At 51.5% G+C, this 20,208-nt stretch carries 15 protein-coding genes; 10 read left to right on the forward strand and 5 right to left on the reverse strand.

Translation table 11 applies throughout. The features are described 5' to 3' along the window. The first annotated feature begins 180 nt into the window (after positions 1–180). Positions 181–1,818 (forward strand): alpha-N-arabinofuranosidase, encoded by a 1,638-nt coding sequence (locus tag G8770_RS14715; protein WP_208022281.1) that lies wholly within the window; start codon positions 181–183, stop codon positions 1,816–1,818. 201 nt (positions 1,819–2,019) lie between these two features. Here G8770_RS14715 and G8770_RS14720 read toward each other — a convergent pair whose 3' ends face one another. Further along, positions 2,020–3,417 (reverse strand): MFS transporter, encoded by a 1,398-nt coding sequence (locus G8770_RS14720; RefSeq protein ID WP_167188288.1) that lies wholly within the window; start codon positions 3,415–3,417, stop codon positions 2,020–2,022. A gap of 334 nt (positions 3,418–3,751) precedes the next feature. Continuing rightward, positions 3,752–4,642, reverse strand: a complete 891-nt coding sequence (locus G8770_RS14725; RefSeq protein ID WP_167188291.1) for a LysR family transcriptional regulator — start codon at positions 4,640–4,642, stop codon at positions 3,752–3,754. A 253-nt stretch (positions 4,643–4,895) separates the two neighbouring features. Between G8770_RS14725 and G8770_RS14730 the strand changes: the two genes are divergently transcribed. The 4 genes from G8770_RS14730 to G8770_RS14745 all read left to right on the forward strand — a co-directional run bounded on the left by G8770_RS14730 (position 4,896) and on the right by G8770_RS14745 (position 11,977). After that, the gene (locus G8770_RS14730) at positions 4,896–5,738 is read left to right on the forward strand and encodes a shikimate dehydrogenase family protein (RefSeq protein ID WP_167188293.1); all 843 of its coding nucleotides are present in this window, start codon (positions 4,896–4,898) and stop codon (positions 5,736–5,738) included. 151 nt (positions 5,739–5,889) lie between these two features. Then, positions 5,890–7,782 (forward strand): bifunctional sugar phosphate isomerase/epimerase/4-hydroxyphenylpyruvate dioxygenase family protein, encoded by a 1,893-nt coding sequence (locus tag G8770_RS14735; protein WP_167188297.1) that lies wholly within the window; start codon positions 5,890–5,892, stop codon positions 7,780–7,782. Between the two features lie 324 nt (positions 7,783–8,106). Continuing rightward, positions 8,107–10,272 carry a TonB-dependent receptor domain-containing protein gene (locus tag G8770_RS14740; protein ID WP_167188300.1) on the forward strand — a complete coding sequence of 722 codons (2,166 nt, stop codon included), beginning with the start codon at positions 8,107–8,109 and terminating at the stop codon, positions 10,270–10,272. Positions 10,273–10,396: 124 nt separating this feature from the next. Continuing rightward, positions 10,397–11,977: a DUF6351 family protein gene (locus tag G8770_RS14745; RefSeq protein ID WP_167188303.1), complete on the forward strand. Its 1,581-nt coding sequence runs from the start codon at positions 10,397–10,399 to the stop codon at positions 11,975–11,977. Positions 11,978–12,110: 133 nt separating this feature from the next. On the opposite strand, the gene G8770_RS14750 is transcribed toward G8770_RS14745, so the two are convergent. Together G8770_RS14750 and G8770_RS14755 are read right to left on the reverse strand one after the other, a co-directional pair. Next, positions 12,111–13,316 carry an MFS transporter gene (locus G8770_RS14750; RefSeq protein ID WP_167188306.1) on the reverse strand — a complete coding sequence of 402 codons (1,206 nt, stop codon included), beginning with the start codon at positions 13,314–13,316 and terminating at the stop codon, positions 12,111–12,113. A 207-nt stretch (positions 13,317–13,523) separates the two neighbouring features. Beyond that, positions 13,524–13,919 (reverse strand): DoxX family protein, encoded by a 396-nt coding sequence (locus tag G8770_RS14755; protein WP_167188309.1) that lies wholly within the window; start codon positions 13,917–13,919, stop codon positions 13,524–13,526. 252 nt (positions 13,920–14,171) lie between these two features. Here G8770_RS14755 and G8770_RS14760 point away from each other — a divergent pair, with 252 nt between their 5' ends. From G8770_RS14760 to G8770_RS14770, 3 genes are all read left to right on the forward strand, one after another. After that, positions 14,172–14,426 carry a hypothetical protein gene (locus tag G8770_RS14760; protein ID WP_167188312.1) on the forward strand — a complete coding sequence of 85 codons (255 nt, stop codon included), beginning with the start codon at positions 14,172–14,174 and terminating at the stop codon, positions 14,424–14,426. 101 nt (positions 14,427–14,527) lie between these two features. Next, positions 14,528–15,634, forward strand: a complete 1,107-nt coding sequence (locus G8770_RS14765) for a 4-oxalomesaconate tautomerase (protein WP_167188315.1) — start codon at positions 14,528–14,530, stop codon at positions 15,632–15,634. Between the two features lie 66 nt (positions 15,635–15,700). Then, entirely contained in the window at positions 15,701–16,402 is a 702-nt protein-coding gene (locus G8770_RS14770; protein ID WP_208022282.1) for a 4-carboxy-4-hydroxy-2-oxoadipate aldolase/oxaloacetate decarboxylase, read from the forward strand. Positions 16,403–16,454: 52 nt separating this feature from the next. On the opposite strand, the gene G8770_RS14775 is transcribed toward G8770_RS14770, so the two are convergent. Further along, entirely contained in the window at positions 16,455–17,342 is an 888-nt protein-coding gene (locus tag G8770_RS14775; RefSeq protein WP_167188321.1) for a helix-turn-helix domain-containing protein, read from the reverse strand. Positions 17,343–17,485: 143 nt separating this feature from the next. On the opposite strand from G8770_RS14775, the gene pobA reads away from it, so the two are divergent. Together pobA and G8770_RS14785 are read left to right on the forward strand one after the other, a co-directional pair. Then, entirely contained in the window at positions 17,486–18,667 is a 1,182-nt protein-coding gene (gene pobA / locus G8770_RS14780; protein ID WP_167188324.1) for a 4-hydroxybenzoate 3-monooxygenase, read from the forward strand. A gap of 181 nt (positions 18,668–18,848) precedes the next feature. Then, entirely contained in the window at positions 18,849–20,129 is a 1,281-nt protein-coding gene (locus G8770_RS14785) for a sugar MFS transporter (protein ID WP_167188327.1), read from the forward strand. Positions 20,130–20,208 lie beyond the last annotated feature (79 nt).

Genomic DNA, 20,208 nt, shown 5'->3' on the forward strand with positions numbered 1-20,208 from the left:
ACACCCTGCGCAGCCAGTATTTAATGGATGGCAGAGGTGTATGTTTTACAACATTTTTCTGTGACGTATGGCTGGGCAAGGGCGTCTTCGACCTATCAAAACACCTCCTCAATTCATACGGCATTAACTGCGCAGACGGCCACGTTTGCCACTAATGTCTACCAGCATGCAGGACTCAACATGAAAACAATCCATGCGTTTAATTGGTCGAGAATCCGGGTATTCCTGATGTTGATCTCAGGTGCCATGCTAGCCACACCTTCATTGGCCGAGCAGAACAGCAGTATTCGCCTGAATCCTTCACAGCCGGGTCATACCATTAATCGTGATATCTTTGGCCAGTTTGCCGAACATATCGGTGAGGGTATTTATGGCGGGATTTGGGTTGGCGAAGACTCCAAAATCCCCAATGTAAAGGGTATCCGTGCCGATGTAGTGAAAGCGCTGCGGGCCATCAAGGTGCCTGTGGTGCGTTGGCCCGGTGGTTGTTACGCCGATCAATATCACTGGCGTGAGGGTGTGGGTCCGCAGAGCTCGCGCGTTGATCGCATCAATCCCTGGGGCAATGTGATTGAACCCAATCACTTTGGTACCGATGAGTTCATGGAATTTGTACAGCAAATCGGCAGTGAAGCGTATATCAACCTCAACCTGGGTTCCGGTACGGTGCAGGAAGCTGCTGACTGGCTGGAATATATGACGACAGACCTGCCCACAACTCTGGCAAAACAACGTGCAGCCAATGGTCATACAGCACCCTACCGTGTGAAATACATCGGCTTTGGCAACGAAGCCTGGGGCTGTGGTGGGGCGATGACCGCGGATGAATATTTTGCACGCCTTAAGGCCTATAGTGTGTTTGCCCTGAACCACAATCCTCAACAGCGTTTTGCGGGTATCGATCTGCTGTTTGATCGCGATGCTCACAATCCGCATGCCATGCAGCGCATCGCTGCTGGCCCCAACGACACTGACACTGCGTTTACCGAGGCTCTGATGAAAAAATGGGCCGCAGCGCCTGGTTACCTGCCGCTGTTTGATGCCATGTCGCTGCATCATTACACCATGACGCGCGGCCCCATGTCAGATGCCTCACAGGATTTTGATGAATCAGACTACGCTACCTTCGCGCAACTAGCTTTGAACATGGACCGTGTCATTACCCTGCATACGGAGATCATGGACACATACGACCCGCAGAAAAAAGTTGCCTTGGTGGTGGACGAGTGGGGTAACTGGCTAAAACCCGATATCGCCGAAAACCCCAAATTTCTGAAACAACAGAATAGCCTGCGCGACGCCATTACCGCGTCGCTGACACTGAATGTTTTCGCCCGTCACGCCGATCGGGTGCGCATGAGCAATATTGCGCAAATGGTCAATGTGATTCAGTCCATGATACTCACCGATGGCGAGAAAATGTTGCTGACACCGACATACCATATTTACCACATGTACGTGCCTTTCCAGGATGCGACGTTGATACCGATCAGTATTGATAGCGGAAGATACCGCATGGACGATATCAACCTGCCTCAGATCGATGCCATTGCTGCCCGGGACGCGAACGGAAAACTCTGGCTGGCGCTGACCAACATCGATCCAGTCGATAGTGCTGACATTACCCTGCAGTTAGAGGGGATGGTGGTCAAGTCTGCTAAGGGCGAAGTGTTGACAGCCCCCCGGGTCGACACGGTCAATCGCTTTGATGAGCCAGCGGCGGTGGTTCCCAAGCCAGTTAAGTTTACCGCCAAAAATTCCAGGTTGTTGTTGTCACTACCGCCGAAATCAGTGACGGTTGTAGAGTTAAAGGGTTAGCGGGCCGTTGATGAAGCGCTGTAACGTGAATGTGTTGAACCGTGTTGAGCCAATGTTACACAGTAGAAACAGGTAGCGCAAAGTTACCTGTTAAGCGGAATAAATTGCATAAGATAATGTTATTGATGCTGTTGGCAGTGTCGTAGCTGATGACTTGCACTAATAAGGAATAGAGTAACAACATAACCAGGAAACATCCTACTAGGCAAAATCCTTTGAGCGGATATTCAGCGCCGCAATACCCGCCAGCACCAACGGCACGGCAAACACTACAAAAGTGGTGGCCAGACCTGCGCCGGACTGCAACAGGTAGCCACCGACCATCGGGCCTAATACCGCACCCGCACGACCGGCACCGACCGCCCAGCCGATGCCGGTGGTACGAATTTCAGTGGGGTAGAGGCGGGCGGCGGTTGGCCAGAAGCCATTAAAGCCGCCGTTGAGGGTGATGCCGATAATGAACGCGGTGAGCAGAATAAAAAATACGCTCATCTGTGTTGTGCCAAAAATGATCAGGGTAATGGCCGCGAGTGTGAAGAACGCAAAAATCATGCGTTGCAAGCCGAAGCGTGCGGAGATCCAGCCCAGAAAAATACTGCCGACGAAGGAGCCCAGGTTGTAGGCGGTTCCGGCGTAGATGCCTTTTTCCAGGGGCAGGCCTGCATCGACGGCAATCTTCGGGATCCAGCTGATGACAAAATAGAGGGTGAAAAACCCCAGGAACACACCGGTCCACAACATGATGGTGGAAAATTGCCGGGTGCCCTGAAAGAGCGCTTTGACACTGGTTTTGTGGTGTGCGTCGTCGGGCTTTTCCGGCAAGCTTTGAAGCACAGGCGCTTTCATGCGGGACAAGGTTTTATTGATGGCGGTGAAGGCACCTTTGGGTTGTCTTTTCGCCAGGAACTCCAGGGACTCGGGCATCAGGAAGTACACCAGCGGCAGCATGATGGCAGTCATCGCAGCTGCGACAATGAACATTGGCTGCCAGCCGTGATCCGGCATGATGGCGGCGGAGGTAAATCCGGTGAGGACCGCTCCGATGGGAAAGCCCGCCTGTACCAGGGACACGCAGAAATTGCGGTGTTTTTCCGAGGAATATTCCGATGCCATTGAGGCCATGCTGGCCAGAATTGCCCCTACCCCCAGACCGGTATAGATGCGGGCTGCTGCCAGCTGAATGACGGACTGAGACAAACCGGATAACAACATGCCACTGGCGATGATAAAAATGGCGATCATGATCATCCTGCGCCGGCCAATAACGTCGGCATAGGGTGCGATTGCCAGGCAGCCAAACGTCATACCCACCAGAGCCGCACTGAAGACGACCCCAAGCGCGGCGGGTTGAATTGACCAGTCCTGGGCCAGCACCGGGGCGGCGTAGGACATCAGCACCACGTCCATACCATCCAGCATGTTCAGTACAAAGCAAATCAATACCACGAGGATTTGCAGGCCGGACATGCGGTTATCGTCCACCAATGTGCGTATGCGTTGAATGCAGTCCTGATAGTTGGAGGTACTGGTACTACAGTTATCACTCTTGGCAGGGAGCAGCGTTTCATCTGGGGCGGTGGCAGAGGCAGTGATGGACATGTTCTATCCTGAGTTCTTAAGTTATTTATTAGTATATAGACAGCCAATTCTTGGAACGTTGACCACTATTTATTCGTATATTGACCTTCGATGCTTGGCAACCATGTTCCGGATGTTGGACTCCCGGGTGTTGGGTCAGACAGATCAACAGCTTCATGGTAACGAGATCGACCACAGACACTCAATTACTCTATCGTGCTCATCCTATAACATTGCATTATGGGCCCATGAGCCTCCAAATCGACCGGCTGGGCTTACCAGCTGGAGATGAATCTCAAGGCCGAGATAGGACTAAGGTGGGCAACAGCAGACGATATGAGTCCTGAGGTTCACGTTACTCTAAAGAGCGAATCTCCGTTTTGGCCAAATCGTAGAATTTACGCACGTTGTTGGACAGGGATATCCCGTTATGACGAATAAAATACAAGCGTTGCTTGCTGTTTTTGATGGGGATGGTCTTAAGGTTGGGAAAACGTTGAGGCATCGCTGTGTATTCGAAGGCCACGGTGACCCCTAACCCCTGTTCGACCATCGCGCAGGCATCATCCGCATAGCGCACCATGACCGAGATGTTGGGTTCGCGCTCAATGTCTTCAAAGGCTTTGTTCAAGTGTGACCCCAGCAGGGTTTCAGCGTAGTAGGTAACCATGTCGTAAGCCACCATATCGGCAATGGTCATGGTTTTCTTTTTGGCCAGCGGGTGATCAAAGGGGACAACCGCCACCATGCCGATGTTGATGGATGGCTCTGCCATGAGCAGAGGATGATCCGGGTTGTACAGAGCCAGCGCAAAATCGACCCTGCGCTGTGTAATGTATTCAGCAATGTCTTCATTGGGCAGGGTTTCCAGTTTGATACTGGAGCCGGGCATTTGAGCCCTGACCCTGGCAATCAGCCAGGGCAGGACATAGCTGGCCAGACTTGGCGGGCAGGCAATTTGAAATTTGAGGTCTTCCGGGCGCGTGATGCGGTTGATGGTGATGTCGAGATCTTCAATGCGCTTGTAAATGGGCTCGAGTTCTTTAAACAGCTCTTCGCCTTCCGGTGTGGGGATTAACCGGCCTTTGTGGCGCTCAAACAGGGCGATACCCAGTTTGTATTCCATGTATTTCAATAAACGGCTAATACCAGGCTGGGAAACGTGCAGTAATTCGGCCGCACCACTGATGGTTTTAGCAATCATGATTGCACGAAAAACTTCCAACTGTCTGAAATTTAACAGCATCTACGAACCTTTTATTGTATTTGGTCACTTTGGGTATGCTATCAGTTATTCAGGTCCTGTCACTTTTTTTCCAAAATCAGTCGTCATTGAGCTCAGTGATAACCCGGTGTTATAGGTGATGGCACAGAAGATATTGTACAAGCAGATGGTGGTTGGAATTAAATGGCGTCAAGACTTCGTGTTCACAGACGTTAAGTCAATAGCGTAGCCGCTATTCACAATATCGATAAATTCAAGCGTTTAGGGTAGTTCAATGTCTCTAAAAATGGCTCTCATGGGGTCTGGAATCGCACGCTCACGTATGCCGCGTCTGCAACATTATCTAAGTGCATTGTCGGGCATTGCCATCGATTACGGCTTGCTGGATGGAGAAAACGTGACAGGTTTTGATCCGGTGAAAAGAGTTCAGCAGGCGAAATCGGAAGGGTTTTACGGTCTCAATGTGACCCATCCGTACAAACAGAAAATAGTTGATCTTGTCAGCGGCCCGATTGTCCACGGGCATGAGGCCATTGGCTCCTACAATACTCTCAAGTTCGAGAACGATGAGATTCTGGGTGCAAACACCGACTTCAGTGGCTTCATTTCCGGTTATACATTTCGCCGGGGCGACCGTGCTCCCGGACAGGTATTGATTTGTGGTGCCGGCGGAGTTGGACGAGCGATCGCGTTTGCACTGTCTGAATTGGGGGCAAGTCATATCGCCATATTCGATGTCGTTCCCGGTCAAGCCGAATCACTGCGTGAGGCCTTACGTGAACGCGGTACCGAGTCTGAGGTGGTGTTATCAGACCAGTTAGAAGCGGTCATGCAACAAGTTGATGGTTTAGTCAACTGTACGGCGCTGGGCATGTACAGCCATCCCGGTTCAGCGTTTCCACTGTCAGCGATAGGCGCACAGCGCTGGGCGTTTGATGCTGTCTACACGCCATTGGAAACCGAATTTATGAAGCGCTGTAAAGCCGCTGGTATGCAGTGTCTTTCGGGGTTTGACCTGTGGATTTTCCAGGGTATCGATGCTTTTCAGCTGTTTACGGGGATTGAGGTCGAAGCCAATAACGAACTGATTTCCACCGCCTTAACGTGGCTGGATTAAGCGGACAGATCCTTGTGTTGGCGCTGATTTTATTCGGATTTTTTTCAAGCCGGCTGGACTGGAAATGGCCAGGGTTGAGATAGGACGCTAAAGGTGTTTATGCCATGAAATATTTAAACTGGACCTGTTCTGACCCGGAGAGTGAGACCTGATGAAGAGATCCATTGCATCTGTATGCTTGTCTGGGGACTTGCGTCAAAAACTGGAAGCGGCTGCCTATGCGGGTTTTGATGGCATTGAAATCTTTGAAAATGATTTGATGTTGTTTGATGAGTCGCCGGCGGTGGTGAGACGCATGTCGGAAGATTTGGGTTTGAGGATCATTGCGCTGCAACCGTTTCGCGACTTTGAGTGCATGCCTTCGGACAAGATGCAGAAGAACTTTGATCGGGCCGAACGAAAGTTCGATTTGATGGAAGAACTGCATACGGACACCCTGTTGATTTGCAGTAACGTGTCACCGCAGTGTATCGACAGTCTCGATCGGGCGGTGGAAGAGTTCTCAGAACTGGCCGAGCGTGCTCAAAAACGCCACTACAAACTGGGTTATGAGGCATTGGCGTGGGGCCGCAATATCAAGGATTATGAAGACGCCTGGCAGTTGGTGAACCGAGTTGATCACAAGAATTTAGGCATTATCCTCGACAGCTTCCATATCTATGCCCGCAGTAAGAATTTGAGTGTGATTCGCGATATTCCCGGTGATCGTATTGCTCTGGTGCAGGTTGCCGATGCACCGTGGCTCGATATGGACGTGCTGCAATGGAGCCGCCATTTCCGCTGCTTCCCGGGTCAGGGTGATCTGCCCATGGTCGACTTCATGACTGAAGTCACCAATACCGGCTATGAAGGCTATTTTTCCCATGAAATATTCAATGATGAATTTCGATCCTCTCCGTGTCGCCCTACGGCAATAGACGGCATGCGATCGATGCTGTGGCTGGAAGAAGAGGTCGCCAGAGCGGTGCCGGATCTCAGTTCAAAGACGCCGAAAGCTTTAGATTATTTGCCACCTGAACCCAGCGTGAAAAGCGTTGAGTTTATCGAATTTGCTGCCGAAGGCCAGTCCAGAGAGGAACTGCTGGATCTGTTGACCAAATTGGGGTTCACCAACACCCACCGTCATCGCAGCAAGGATGTCAGCCTTTTCCGCCAGGGCGATGTCAGTATTGTGGTCAATGAAGAACCCGACAGCTTTGCTCAGAACTACTATTTAATGCATGGAGTCTCGGTGTGTGCGGTTGCCTATCTGGCGGATGATGCTGAGGGTATGGCTGAACGTTCAGAGCACTTTGGCTACCGAAAATTTGAAGGGGATATTGAACACGGAGAGATGAACATTCCCGGCGCCAAAGGTGTCGGTGGCGAATTGGTTTACTTTGTCCAGCGAGACGCGGATGGCAGTCGTTTCTTTGATGTCGATTTTGTGGCAGTTCAGCCCTCTGACGCTGCTGTATCACTGAGCCCAAAAAGTGATCCAAGCCTGTTGGTGGATCATATTACCAGCGGTGTGTCTGAGTCGGAGTTTCTGTCCACCTCGCTGTTCTACAAAGTGCTGTTCGGGTTGTCCATTGATCAACCACAGGATCTTATTGATCCTTATGGCATTGTGGTGAGTCGGACCGCAACCAACCGGAATAAAACCATCCGTTTGCCATTTAACATGTCCCGGAGTTGGGGCGCTTCAACTGAGCGTTTTCGTGAGGTGCAAAAGGGTTCCGGGGTTCAGCACATTGCCTTCGCGTGTGATGACATTTTGACGTTTGCAGAGGGTATAGATTTAAACATTGTGTTGCCTGTTCCAGATAACTATTACGATGATCTGATCGCCCGCTTTGACTTTGACGACGGATTTGTCGAACAGTTACGAGCATACAATATTCTGTACGATAAAAGTGAAACGGGCTATTTTCTGCATTTTTACACCCGTACCGTAAATGGCATGTTTTTTGAGGTTGTTCAGCGTCAAAAGTACAGCAACTATGGTGAAGTCAACGCGCAGGTGCGCATGGCGGCGCAGGCAAGAATGCGCAGGGCTCTGTAACTATGGTGGCTGGAAAAGGTTTTCAGTGAGTACAAAAGAGGCATAATAACTTAGATTACAATTTGGATTTGTTGTCGAATCAGAGAAACTAAACCAAACATCGCCAGTTTCAATTTGGCACTGATGGTGTTTGTTTGAGATAATAGTATGCTTCACATACTATGTGCTGGTTCTGAAGTGATAGAAAGCTAAGCGGCAATTTGGTTGGAGCCTGCCATTGAGTCTGAAAATAATTTATCTATTTATCCGGTCAGTGTTTATGCACTGACCGGATAAATCAACAATAAAAAACACTACATAACGAAAGAAAGAAGGAGAGGCATCGTGAATAACACTGTACCCAAAGATTTGAATTTTCGTCGGATATTGTTGTCGTCCGCCATCAGTATGGCCGTCTGTGCGCCCATCGTGTCAGCTGAGATGTTGGAAGAGGTCGTGGTAACCGCGGAGCGACGGGCGGCCAATGTACAGGATATTCCCATTGCGATGACGGCGATGACGTCAGATCAATTGGAGAAAAAAGCCGTGACTCAGTTGGAAGATCTTCAATACGCCGCACCGAGTCTGTCAATAACGGATGCCGCGATCACTCAATCGGTCAATATCCGTGGTATCGGACTGGCCAGTGGTGATCCGAACGCCAGCAACGGTGTTGGGACTTATATCGACGGCCTGTTTCAGCCGCCGATTGTAGGGTCCATGAGCTTCTACGATTTAAACGATGTGCAGGTCCTCAGGGGGCCGCAGGGTACCTTCTCGGGCGCCAATTCAACCGGCGGCGCGATTATGATTAACTCCAAGCGCCCAGAGCTCGGTGAAGCTCTTAATGGCTATATCCAAGCGGGTGTCGGCAATTTCTCAGCGGTCAATGCCGAAGGTGCCATTGGTGTGCCCTTAACGGAGACACTGGCTCTGCGCGCTGCGTTTAAAATGGTTGATCGGGACAGCTATTACGATGATATCGGTTCAGCCGATACCGATGCTGGCAGCCTGGACGAAAGCCGTGCGCGTTTGGGGTTGTTGTGGCAGCCGAGTGATCAATTTGATTTGTACGTGAAGTACGAAACCTCAGATAAAGATACCGGTGGCTATGCCAGTCGCCCCATTGAAGGTACCGATTTTGCCTTTGGGCGTACCGATGATATCCGCGATATCAGTTACAACACCGACACCCAGCATGAAGAGAGTGACGATACCTTTTTGATCGATACCCAATATGTACTGGCCAACGGTGTGGCCTTTAAACTGTTGGCAGGCAAACAGGAAAAGGCCATCGACGTGGTCTGGGATTTTGATTCAACCGATATTCTGAGCCTGGTACAGACACAAAACATTGAAGAAGATCAGGACAGTTACGAATTCAATATCATTTCGCCAAGTGATGCTGGTTTGCAGTGGGTTGCCGGCTATTACTATCAGAAAAATGATATTGCGGTGGATATTCAGACCCCCGGCCCTCGCATTTTACTGGGGATTGAAAAAGAAACAAAAGGTCTGTTTGGTCAACTGGGCTACAACGTCACCGAAGATCTCCAGGTAGAATTCGGACTGCGAAAAGCCTGGTACGAAGCCTCGGGCCTGGAGGGCAGCGGCGGCTATTTTGGCCCCGTAGAAAATGGGCCGGCCTTTCCCATTGGTGGCGATTATAAAGACGACGACGTGTTGGGTAAACTGTCGGTCAACTGGACGTTTGATGAGGACAATCTGGTTTATGCCTCCATGGCCAAGGGCTATAAGCCCGGCGGTTATAACAACACCAATGCCGAAGACAACTTTGAGCCTGAGAATGTCTGGGCGTATGAGTTAGGTTGGAAGTCGACCATGATGGACGGCGCGGTCCGAACCACCATGGCGTTATTTTACAACGACTACGAAGAGTTCCAGTTCGACAATATTGATACCACCTCTGGAAATTCCGGTATTCTCAACGTCGGTGAGGCGACCATCAAAGGCGCAGAGTTCTCCATTGAGGGACAATTCGGGGGGCTGCGTCTGGATGCCAGCTTGTCCTATGTCGACTCTGAATTGACCCCGGTGGGTGGCATTGTCAATGAGCGGATCTTGCCACCGGATGCCACCGGTCTGCCGCAGTGTGCGGGCGGTTCGACACCTCCGGCCTGTTTTGATTACTCCCCGTATCTGGTGAGTTCCTCCGGCGGGGATAATCTTTATTCTCCCGGTTTGAGCTATACCCTGGGCATTGAATATGAGTTTGAGATTTTCGATGGTGCACTACTGACTCCGCGTTTGAACTACGGTTGGGTAGATGAGCAGTGGGCAAACCTGTTGTACGATGACAGCACCGATTTACTGGAGTCGCGTGGCTTGTTGTCGGCCTTGATTACTCTGGAAAAAGACGATTGGAAAGTCCAGGCTTATGGCCGTAACCTGACCGATGAAGAGTATATTTCCGGTCAGTATAATGCGCTGAATGTTGAGTATTTTGGCGCTCCCCGGACCGTGGGTGTGAATGTCACCTACAATTTCTAAAGTCTGAAAGCAGGGAATACAGTAGGTATTTGATAAGCCGGTACCCTTCGCCAAAGCGAGGTGCCGGCTTGTTTGTATGCAGATGAATATTTGTCGTGCAATTTGTTACATAGGAACTAGATTGATGATGAAAAAACTTGTTTTGGGGATGCCAGTCTTAAAAACGGGAATTTGGCTTGGCGCTTTTTTTCTCAGTCCGATGGGCTTGGCGTCGCAGAGTGATTTTGCCGATGCATGCCGGAACCTGAAGTCGTTGACGCTTGAGGGCTACGATATTGAGGTTACCGAAGCTGCCTATATCGATCGGTCAGAAAAAATGTCTGAAGCCCCCACTCAGTCGGTGGCTCCTAAAGGTTTCAAGCCCTATTGCAGTCTCAAGGGGTATTTTGAAAAGCGGGTGGGTGTGAATGATAAACCCTACGCGATTGGTTTTGGCCTGGCGTTACCAGAGAGCTGGAATGGACGCTTCCTGTTTCAGGGCGGGGGTGGCTTGAATGGTTTAATTCGCGAGCCTCTGGGGGCGCTTGCAGCGGGTGAGACCCCCGCATTATTTCAGGGTTTTGCGGTTGCCAGTACCGACAGTGGGCATCAAAGTGACAGTCTGTTTAATGTTGAGTTTTTTGAGGATCAGCAATCGCTGTTGAACTTTTATGATCGTGCGGTGGTAAAAACCACTGAGCTGGCGAAAAAAATTGTCGCGAACCACTACGGTCAACCTTCCCTGTACAACTATTTTGTCGGGTGTTCTACCGGTGGTCGTGAAGCGATGTCCATGTCGCAACGCTACCCCAATGTCTTTGATGGTATTGTTGCCGGTGCTCCGGCCATGCGCACCAACTACTCGGAAGTGGCGGATTTATGGTCCGCCGTGACCTTGCAGGCTCTGGTGGATGACCAGCAGCCTGAGCCATTCAGTGTGGCACAACAGAGCTTAATTGTTGATGGTCTGTTAAAGGCGTGTGACGCACGAGATGGTATCCGGGACGGGATGGTTGCAGATGTGGTGGGGTGTGACTTTAGCCCCGCTGCGTTGCAGTGTTCCGCTGAAACTGAAGGGGGAACATGTCTGACCGCAGCGCAGGTCAAGGCGTTGGATAAGGCCTTTGCCGGCCCACGGGACATCGACGGCCGCAATCTTTATCCGGGTTTTTTCTGGGACACCGGTGTCGCAGCGAAAGCAGAGCATGGGATTCCGGGGTTACTGCAGGGGGTTGCCGGCCCATTGGGTAAAAGCCGCATGGGGCCGCCGTTTGATCTGCAACGGGAAATTGCGATCGCCAGGGATTTTCCTTTGGCACCGGGCAATGCAACCTCCACCCAGCTCAGCACGTTTGCTCACGTGGGCGGTAAATTGATGTTCTTTCACGGCGCCAGCGATCCATGGTTTTCCGCCCAAGATACGTTGCAATACTATCAGCGTTTGGCCAAACGCAACGGCGGTCTTGAGCGCGTACAGCAGTGGTCACGGTTGTACCTGGTACCAGGCATGGGCCATTGCCATGGTGGCGAGAGTACGCTGGACCAATTTGATATGCTCAACCCCATGGTGAACTGGGTTGAACAGGGCAAGGCGCCGGAAGCCGTTGAAGCCACAGGCAAAGCATTCCCGGGACGTAGTCGTTCGCTGTGTCCTTATCCCGCCTACGGCCATTATCTGGGACGTGGTGACAGCGAAGAAGCTGTCAATTTTGACTGTAAGCGGTGACAACGAAGGTTCACCGTTGTGGCGTTCTGCTATTGACGGGTCCATACACTGATCGGCCCCTGGGTTGATCGGGCGACAAGGCCATCGAGTAACCGAGCGACCAGGGATCGCTCGGGGATCGCTGGCAACAAACTTACTGACGACTCTCGGCGTCAATGTCGTCCAGCTTATCGAGCTTGCGGATGGTGGGAAATAAATAACAGCCACCCACGGCAACGATCAATGCCATTAGCCCCCCCAGGGCGACAGTTGCCACCGGTGACAGAATCGTCGCCACGCTACCGGCGCGAAAATCCCCCATTTTGTTGGAGGTGGCAATAAAGATGGAATTAACCGCACTGACCCTGCCGCGCAGGTCATCCGGTGTCGCTATTTGAATCAGTGTCGAGCGAATGTTAACACTCACCATATCGGCCGCACCGTATACCCAGAGGGCGACCAGACTGAGCCAGAAAACCGTGGAATAGGCAAACAGGACAATCGATAAGGCAAACACCACCAGCGCGATAAAGAGGCTTGGGCCTGTGTTGCGCATCGGTATTTTGGCCATCACCAAGCCCACCATCACCGCCCCAAGAGCTGGCATGCCCCTTAACACCCCTAGTGCATCAGGCCCAACATGGAGAATATCCAGGGCGTAGATGGGCAGCAACGCCATCACGCTTCCTGCGAGAACCGCAAACATATCCAGACTGATGCTGCCCAGCACGATGGGGTTATTCTTAATAAATTGTATTCCTCCCAGCAGCTGAGCCAAGCCCCGTGCTGTGGGTTGGACGTGGCTGATTGCCGGCAACGTTAAAAAAAGAACAGTACCAGTGAACCCCAGGCCTCCGAGAACCCAATAGGTGTCTTTGTCTATCCACGCCAGCAACAGCCCGGCGATGAAAGGTCCGCTGGTGGAGGCCACGTTCCACACGGTTGAGGTGATGGCGACGGCTTGTGCCAGGGCTTCTCTGCTGACAATGTTGGGTAATATGGCTTGTTGGGCAGGCCCGAAAAAAGCCCGGCTACAGCCGTGAATGAACAGCAGCGTGAAAATGGTGTACTTATCGAAGTCTTGCGTGTGCATGGCGCTGGCGAGAAACAACAGGATCAGCGTTTCCAAAAGCGCGCAGATAACCAGAATCCTCTTGCGTGAAAAATGATCCACCACCCAACCGGTCACCATAAACAACAACAGCATGGGTATAATCTGCACCAGACCCACCATGGCCAGGTCAAATGGGTTGCCGGTGAGTTTGTAGAGGTGCCAGCCGATGGCAACACTGAGCATCGTGTTGGTGAGGCTCATACAGGCACGAGCCATGAGGTAGGGTATGAGAACAGAATAATTCATGGGATTTTTAGCCGACTGGATCAAAAGTGTACCTGCTTTACAGGTGTGACAGGTTTTGTCGGGGAAACTGGTTGACTGGGCGGAGAGTGTTTGTTGTCCCGATAAGTATCTCCAGGTTTGCTAGTGACCATCAGCTGGAATGTCAGCTGATGGTCATACAACTAAACCCCGGGTGTTTTGACGCTACAGGTTTTTAAATCTCTGATGTTAGGCTTTCTGGTTGCGCAGATGATCCACGCTCCATTCGCCCGCACCGGAGAACACGAAATACAAAAAGACAAAGGAGAACAATGCGGCCAGTTCACCGCCGTTGGCCAGAGGCCAGAAGTTTTGCGGCGCGTGGACCATGAAATAGGCAACGGCCATTAACCCGGATAGAAGAAACGCCACTGGGCGGGTGAATAAACCAATGAGAATCAAAAAGCCACCGGCCAGCTCCAGGACGCCGGCGACGCCAGACAGGGAAAAAAGATCAAATTCATACCGTTGAGCGACTGGGTAGCCCCAGATTTTTTGGGCACCATGCTGCATAAACATAAAGGCGGTAATGATGCGCAGTACACTGAGCACCCGGGGGCGCCATTGAGTTAAAACGTTATCCATCTCTATCTCCGTTGATTTTCGAATTAAGTGTTTTTATCTGGTCACTACATTGATATTCGCTACAAACCATTGTGGACCGTCTTTAGCTTTCTGCGGCGATCACGGTGCTGATCAGGTTGCCGCACGAACAGGGACCGTCGGAATGTCGCGATTCGAGAATGTGAGTTTATAGGGAACAGCAATAGAAGCTTCGCCATTAATCGTCGCTATTATAGAGGTAAGAGGGCTGGCCACCTAGTATCTGTAAACTTTTTGCATGCATCTTCAAGTAAAACCCATTGGGTTAAAGAGCGCCATTCATGCATAATTATTGTCGCTGAGTTGAGTTCGATTTCTCATCCCCAGCTATTACCGCTCTCTGGTAAAACTGCACAGGAATCAATGATTTCTGCACTTGGGCTGAGCCATCTTCATGCAAGTGGCTCAGCCGCCTTTTCTTTTTTTGCCAACATCTTCAGTTTGTTGTCTGAACCTCCTGCCGAAGAAAAGATTATTCATACCCGCTAAAGCAAACCCCATGAGTGCTCAAAGCCTCAAGCCTTTATAATTAAAGACAGCAATTAACGACAACCCAAGCCATCTATCACCCGGAGAATCACGAGCGTCCTATGACTCAACTATCGGTGCCCTTCATGCAGTTCCGCGGCGGCAGCTCGAAAGGACTGTATTTCCTCGCGTCAGATTTGCCAGCGGACCCGGCTGAACGCAACCAGTGGCTGTTGTCGGCAGTCGGGCGAGATGCGAGACAAATTGATGGTCTGGGTGGCGGCGATCCGCTGACCAGTAAGGTTGGCATTATCGCCCTCTCATCCCGTGACGATGCCGATATCGATTACCTGTTTGTGCAGGTAGTGGTCGGCGAAAACCGGGTCGATACGACGCCGAACTGCGGCAACATTCTGGCCGGAGTCGGCCCATTTGCGGTAGAGACGGGCTTGATGGCGGTGCAGGGCCCAGAAACTCGCGTCCGCGTTCACATGCTCAATAGCGGTAAGTTGTGCGAGCTGGTGCTGCAAACGCCCAACGGCGCTATGAATTATGACGGCGACACCCGTATTGATGGCGTACCGGGTACATCGGCTCCGGTCATTTGCAACTACATGGATGTGGCGGGGTCGGCTTGTGGATCCCTGTTGCCCACCGGTAATGTACTCGATGTAGTGGATGGTATTGAGGTCACCTGTGTGGATAACGGCATGCCCGTGGTGGTCCTTCGGGCTGAAGATATGGGCATTGTGGGTGATGAATCGCCTGCCGAACTCAACGCCAACGAAGTGCTGAAAGCCAGATTGCAATCCATTCGTTTGCAGTTGGGGCCCATGATGAACCTGGGTGATGTGGATGGCGCGGCTGTTCCTAAGATGTGTTTGATCTCTGAGCCTCAGCGCGGTGGTGTTATCAATACCCGCACGTTTATACCCTACCAGTGCCATGCCGCCATTGGTGTGCTGGGTGCGGTGTCTGCAGCAACGGCCTGCATTCTGCCTGGATCCGTTGCCGAGGGCATTGCCCAGGTGGATTTGACGACCCTCGGCATCGACAATCCTTTGCAGCTCTCTGTTGAGCACCCTTCGGGGGAATTTTCCGTGAGCCTGGCTGTGGACAACAATGGAGAACGTCCTGACGTTCGCAAAGCGGGTTTGTTGCGTACCGCACGCTTGTTAAGTCGCGGTGAAGTATTTATCTCCGAGCGCCTGATCAACCAGGGCTCTTAGTCAATCAAAAGCAAAATGTGTTGAACATATTTTGAGAATAACAAAACTGAATAGAAGGAAATGGCGATGAAAACCGTAGCTATAAAAAACATAGAAAGAGCCGATCCTGCCACAGCCGGCAACCTGGGTGATCTGGGTGTCGCCACAGTGCACGAAGCACAAGGCCGGGTAGGGCTGTTGAAGCCTTACATGCGCCCCATTTATCCGGGTGCCCGTATCGGTGGAAATGCAGTCACCATTATGGCGCAGCCTGGTGACAACTGGATGCTGCACGTGGCCATTGAATTGTGCCAGCCTGGTGATGTGTTGGTGGTGGCCTGCACCACGGACAACACCGATGGTATGTTCGGTGACCTGCTGGCAACCTCAGCCAAGGCTCGTGGCGTGAAGGGGCTGATTATTGATGCGGGCTGTCGCGATGTGCGCGATTTACAGGAGATGGATTTTCCGGTCTGGTCCCGCGCGATTTCTGCCAAGGGCACGGTTAAAAACACCCTGGGCGCGGTCAATGTCCCCATCGTTTGTGCAGGGCAGTTAATTTACCCGGGCGATGTGGTGGTTGCCGATGATGACGGCGTTGTGGTGATTGAGCGCAAGCAGGCCGACTCCGTACTGGAAGCCGGGCGTGCCCGTGAAGCACTGGAAGAAGAGAAACGTCAGAAGCTGGCCTCAGGGGTGCTGGGCATTGACTTGTACAATATGCGCCCGCGCCTGGAAGAGTTTGGCTTTAAATATGTGGAGACGCTCGAAGATCTGGATTCCCTTTGAGTGTTTGCTTGAGTTCGATAGCAGCGAACGACGTTTGAGAGCGTGTCGGTGATTATTGAGCGGTTGCGGTGGGCTGCTGTCGGAACTCTTTTGGTGAGACGCTGGCTAGGCGTTTAAAAAATCGGGTGAAATACGCGGGTTCACTGAAACCCAGGCTGTCAGAAACCTGGCTGATCGTCATGGAGGTGTAAATAAGGTTGCGTTTTGCTTCCAGCAGCAGACGATCATGAATCAGTTGCAGTGCTGTGCGCTGGGCAAAGCGCCGGCACAATGAGTTGAGGTGCGCTGCGGTAATCCCGAGGCGGTGCGCATAGGTTTCGATTGGGGTGTGGTTGCGAAATTCCCGCTCCAGCAGGCGTGAAAACTTGGTAAAGTGCTGGCTGCCTCGATCCGGGGTGGGCGATGTTTTTTCAGCGAGAGCCAATGCCTGGCGACTTAACACAATAATCAGGGCATTCACGGTTGCCTCGATCAACGATTCCCGGCCAGGTTCATGGCCACTGTATTCACGGTTCAATGTCACAAACAGTGTATCCAGAAAAGCTTTGTCCTCGCTGGCGTTGTAGCAGTGAGATTGACTCAGCATCGATTGATGGTCTCCCAACAGGTCAGCGAGTTGTTTTAACAGGGGCGGGGCCAGCGTCAGAACATACCCTTCAATGTCCTCGGAAAAACGAAAGCCGTGCACACACATTGGCGCTGCCAGCAGGATGCAGGGTGTTTGCAGTAGCTGCTCGGTACCATCAAGGCTGGCCACGGCGGTGCCGGTCTGGCAATAGAGTAGATGAGCAAGGTCTGTGTGGCGGTGAGGCTTGATTTCCCAGTGATGCAGGCGGCTGCGTTCGGCAATCGTCTCACAGTGAATCAAGTCCGGTGTCACCCAGTTGCCTTCTTCGCCGTAAAGCTTGAAGAACGGGATGTCTGCGTCATGAGTGCTCATTTGGTTCACCCTGATAAATCCATGAAAAGTCCAATTTTATCATTGTAATGTGCCTTCTAACAGCCCGACAGTCCGTGGAAAATGCAACCTTAATAAAAAATGACTGCATTAGGCCAAGTCGGCTTTGCGAAGGAGAAAGAGTTATGAAAACCAAGGTTGCCATTATTGGAGCGGGCCCATCAGGCTTGTTATTAGGACAGTTGTTGCACAAACGGGGCATCGATAATGTGATCGTGGAGCGCCAGTCGGCTGAGTATGTTCTGGGGCGAATTCGTGCCGGTGTGCTGGAGCAGGGCTTTGTCGATTTAATGCATGAGGCCGGCGTGGCGGGGCGCATGGACGCGGAAGGGCACGTTCACGAGGGTTTTGAAATTGTGGTGGGCGAGCGTCGGGAGCGCATTAACCTCAAGGAGCTCACGGGTGGTGATACCGTGATGGTCTATGGGCAAACAGAAGTCACGCGGGACCTGATGGAAGAGCGTCAGTCTAACGGTGCACCTATCTATTACGAGTCCAGTCATGTTCAGTTGCACGATCTGAAAACAGAATCTCCCTACGTCACCTTTGAACACAACGGCGAGAATATAAAGCTGGAGTGTGATTATGTGGCCGGCTGTGATGGGTTCCACGGTGTTTCGCGTAAAAGTATTCCTGCTGATGTCCTGAAGGAGTATGAGAGAGTCTATCCTTTTGGTTGGCTGGGGATGTTGTCCGATACTCCGCCGGTTGCCGATGAATTAATTTATGCCAAACATGAGCGAGGTTTTGCCTTGTGCAGTCAGCGTTCCGCCACACGCAGTCGTTATTATGTGCAAGTGCCGCTGACGGACAAAGTGGAAGACTGGTCCGACGAACGCTTCTGGGAAGAGTTAAAGTCGCGCTTGCCGAAAGATGTCGCCAATGATTTGGTGACAGGGCCGTCACTGGAAAAAAGTATCGCACCGCTGCGCAGTTTTGTCGCGGAGCCGATGCAATACGGGCGCCTGTTTTTGGCGGGAGACTCCGCTCACATCGTACCTCCAACGGGGGCAAAAGGGTTGAATCTTGCCGCGAGTGATATACATACCTTGTATTCGTTGCTGCAAAAGGTCTATCACGAAGGACGTACCGACCTGATTGACAAGTATTCTGAAACTTGTCTCCGTCGTATCTGGAAGGCCGAGCGTTTTTCCTGGTGGATGACCACCATGCTGCACAAATTTGACGGTGATGACATTGAGCGAAAATTGATTGACGCTGAGCTTGATTACACGCTCGGCAGTGCAGCGGGTCTAACAACCATTGCTGAAAATTATGTGGGACTGCCTTATGAAAATCTTGAGTGATTTGATGTTCATCAATTCACTCCAGGCATCAATTGTTTATTGATGCCTAAGTGCAAAATAAAACGAGTAAATGGCTAAGATCGGTACACTTAGTCTAGAGAAATCTGCCATAATGCGGGCAATAATGAACTTGCAGGGCTGCGCGCCATGTGCAGCCTTTTTCTGTGGAGAATAATAACGCATGGCTGGACCTATCCCCAATATCGATGATAAATCAGCAATTTCTGGCGGTACCTTAGAGGGCTCTCGGCAAAACACTTCCGGTTACGGCTTTGCCATGGGCATATTGACCATGTTGTTTTTTATGTGGGGTTTTATTACCTGCATGAACGACATTTTGATACCTCACCTGAAAGAAGTCTTCTCGCTCAGCTTTACCCAGGCCATGTTGATTCAATTTTGCTTCTTTGGGGCGTATTTTCTGGTGTCTCTGCCTGCGGGCAAGCTGGTTAAAAGGATTGGTTATCAGCGCGGCATTGTTGTTGGTTTGCTGGTCGCCGCTTTCGGTTGTTTTTTGTTTGTGTCGGCCGCTGATTTTCAGGTGTATGCGCTGTTTTTGATGGCACTGTTTGTGCTGGCATCAGGCATCACCATCCTTCAGGTTTCGGCTAACCCTTTCGTCACTGAGCTGGGCGAGCCAGCCAAGGCTTCCAGTCGTCTGAATCTGACCCAGGCTTTCAATTCTCTGGGTACCACATTGGCGCCCATGTTTGGCAGCGTACTGATTTTATCCGCAGTGGCTCAAACGGGCACTACATCTTTGCCCGAGGTGTCAGGCGCTGAGGCGGTAGAATTGCCTTACACCATTCTGGGCGGCATTCTGGTGTTGTTGGCCATTCTGTTTTGGTTTATCAAGCTGCCTTATATTCATTTGTCGGGGCCGTCGGCCAGTTCCGACAAATTGTCATTGTGGAATGAGCCTCGCTTACTGTTGGGGGCGCTGGCCATTTTTACCTATGTAGGTGCCGAGGTCAGCATCGGCAGCGTGTTGGTTAATTTCATTTCTGGCGAATTGGGCATGGGCTTTAGTGAAAGCCAGGCGGCCTGGTATGTCAGTTTTTATTGGGGTGGGGCCATGGTGGGGCGCTTCATTGGTGCTTACCTGATGCGTTTTGTCGATCCGGCCCGTCTGTTGATGATGAATGGTCTGTTGGCTGTGGTTTTACTCGGCCTGACCACCTTGGCGGACGGTTCGGTCGCCATGTGGGCTGTGTTGTTGGTGGGTCTGTGTAATTCTATTATGTTCCCCACCATTTTCAGCCTGGCGCTGGAAGGCTTGGGTGAGCACAAAAGCCAGGGCGCCGGCATTCTCTGCCTGGCCATCGTGGGCGGTGCCATTGTGCCTCTGCTGCACGGGGTTCTGGCCGATTCCATCGGTTTGCGCCTGGCGTTCCTGTTGCCTTGTTTGTGCTACCTGTACATTACCTTCTTTGGTGTCAGCGCCCGACGAAAGGCGCAATAATTTTTTCTAGTTTCTAGTTTCTAGTTTCTAGTTTCTAGTTTTGCCCTGGCGCCTTTTTTGAGCCAGGGCTTGCGGCGCC

The organism is Pseudomaricurvus hydrocarbonicus (genome assembly GCF_011602365.1).
Lineage (GTDB): Bacteria > Pseudomonadota > Gammaproteobacteria > Pseudomonadales > Cellvibrionaceae > Pseudomaricurvus > Pseudomaricurvus hydrocarbonicus.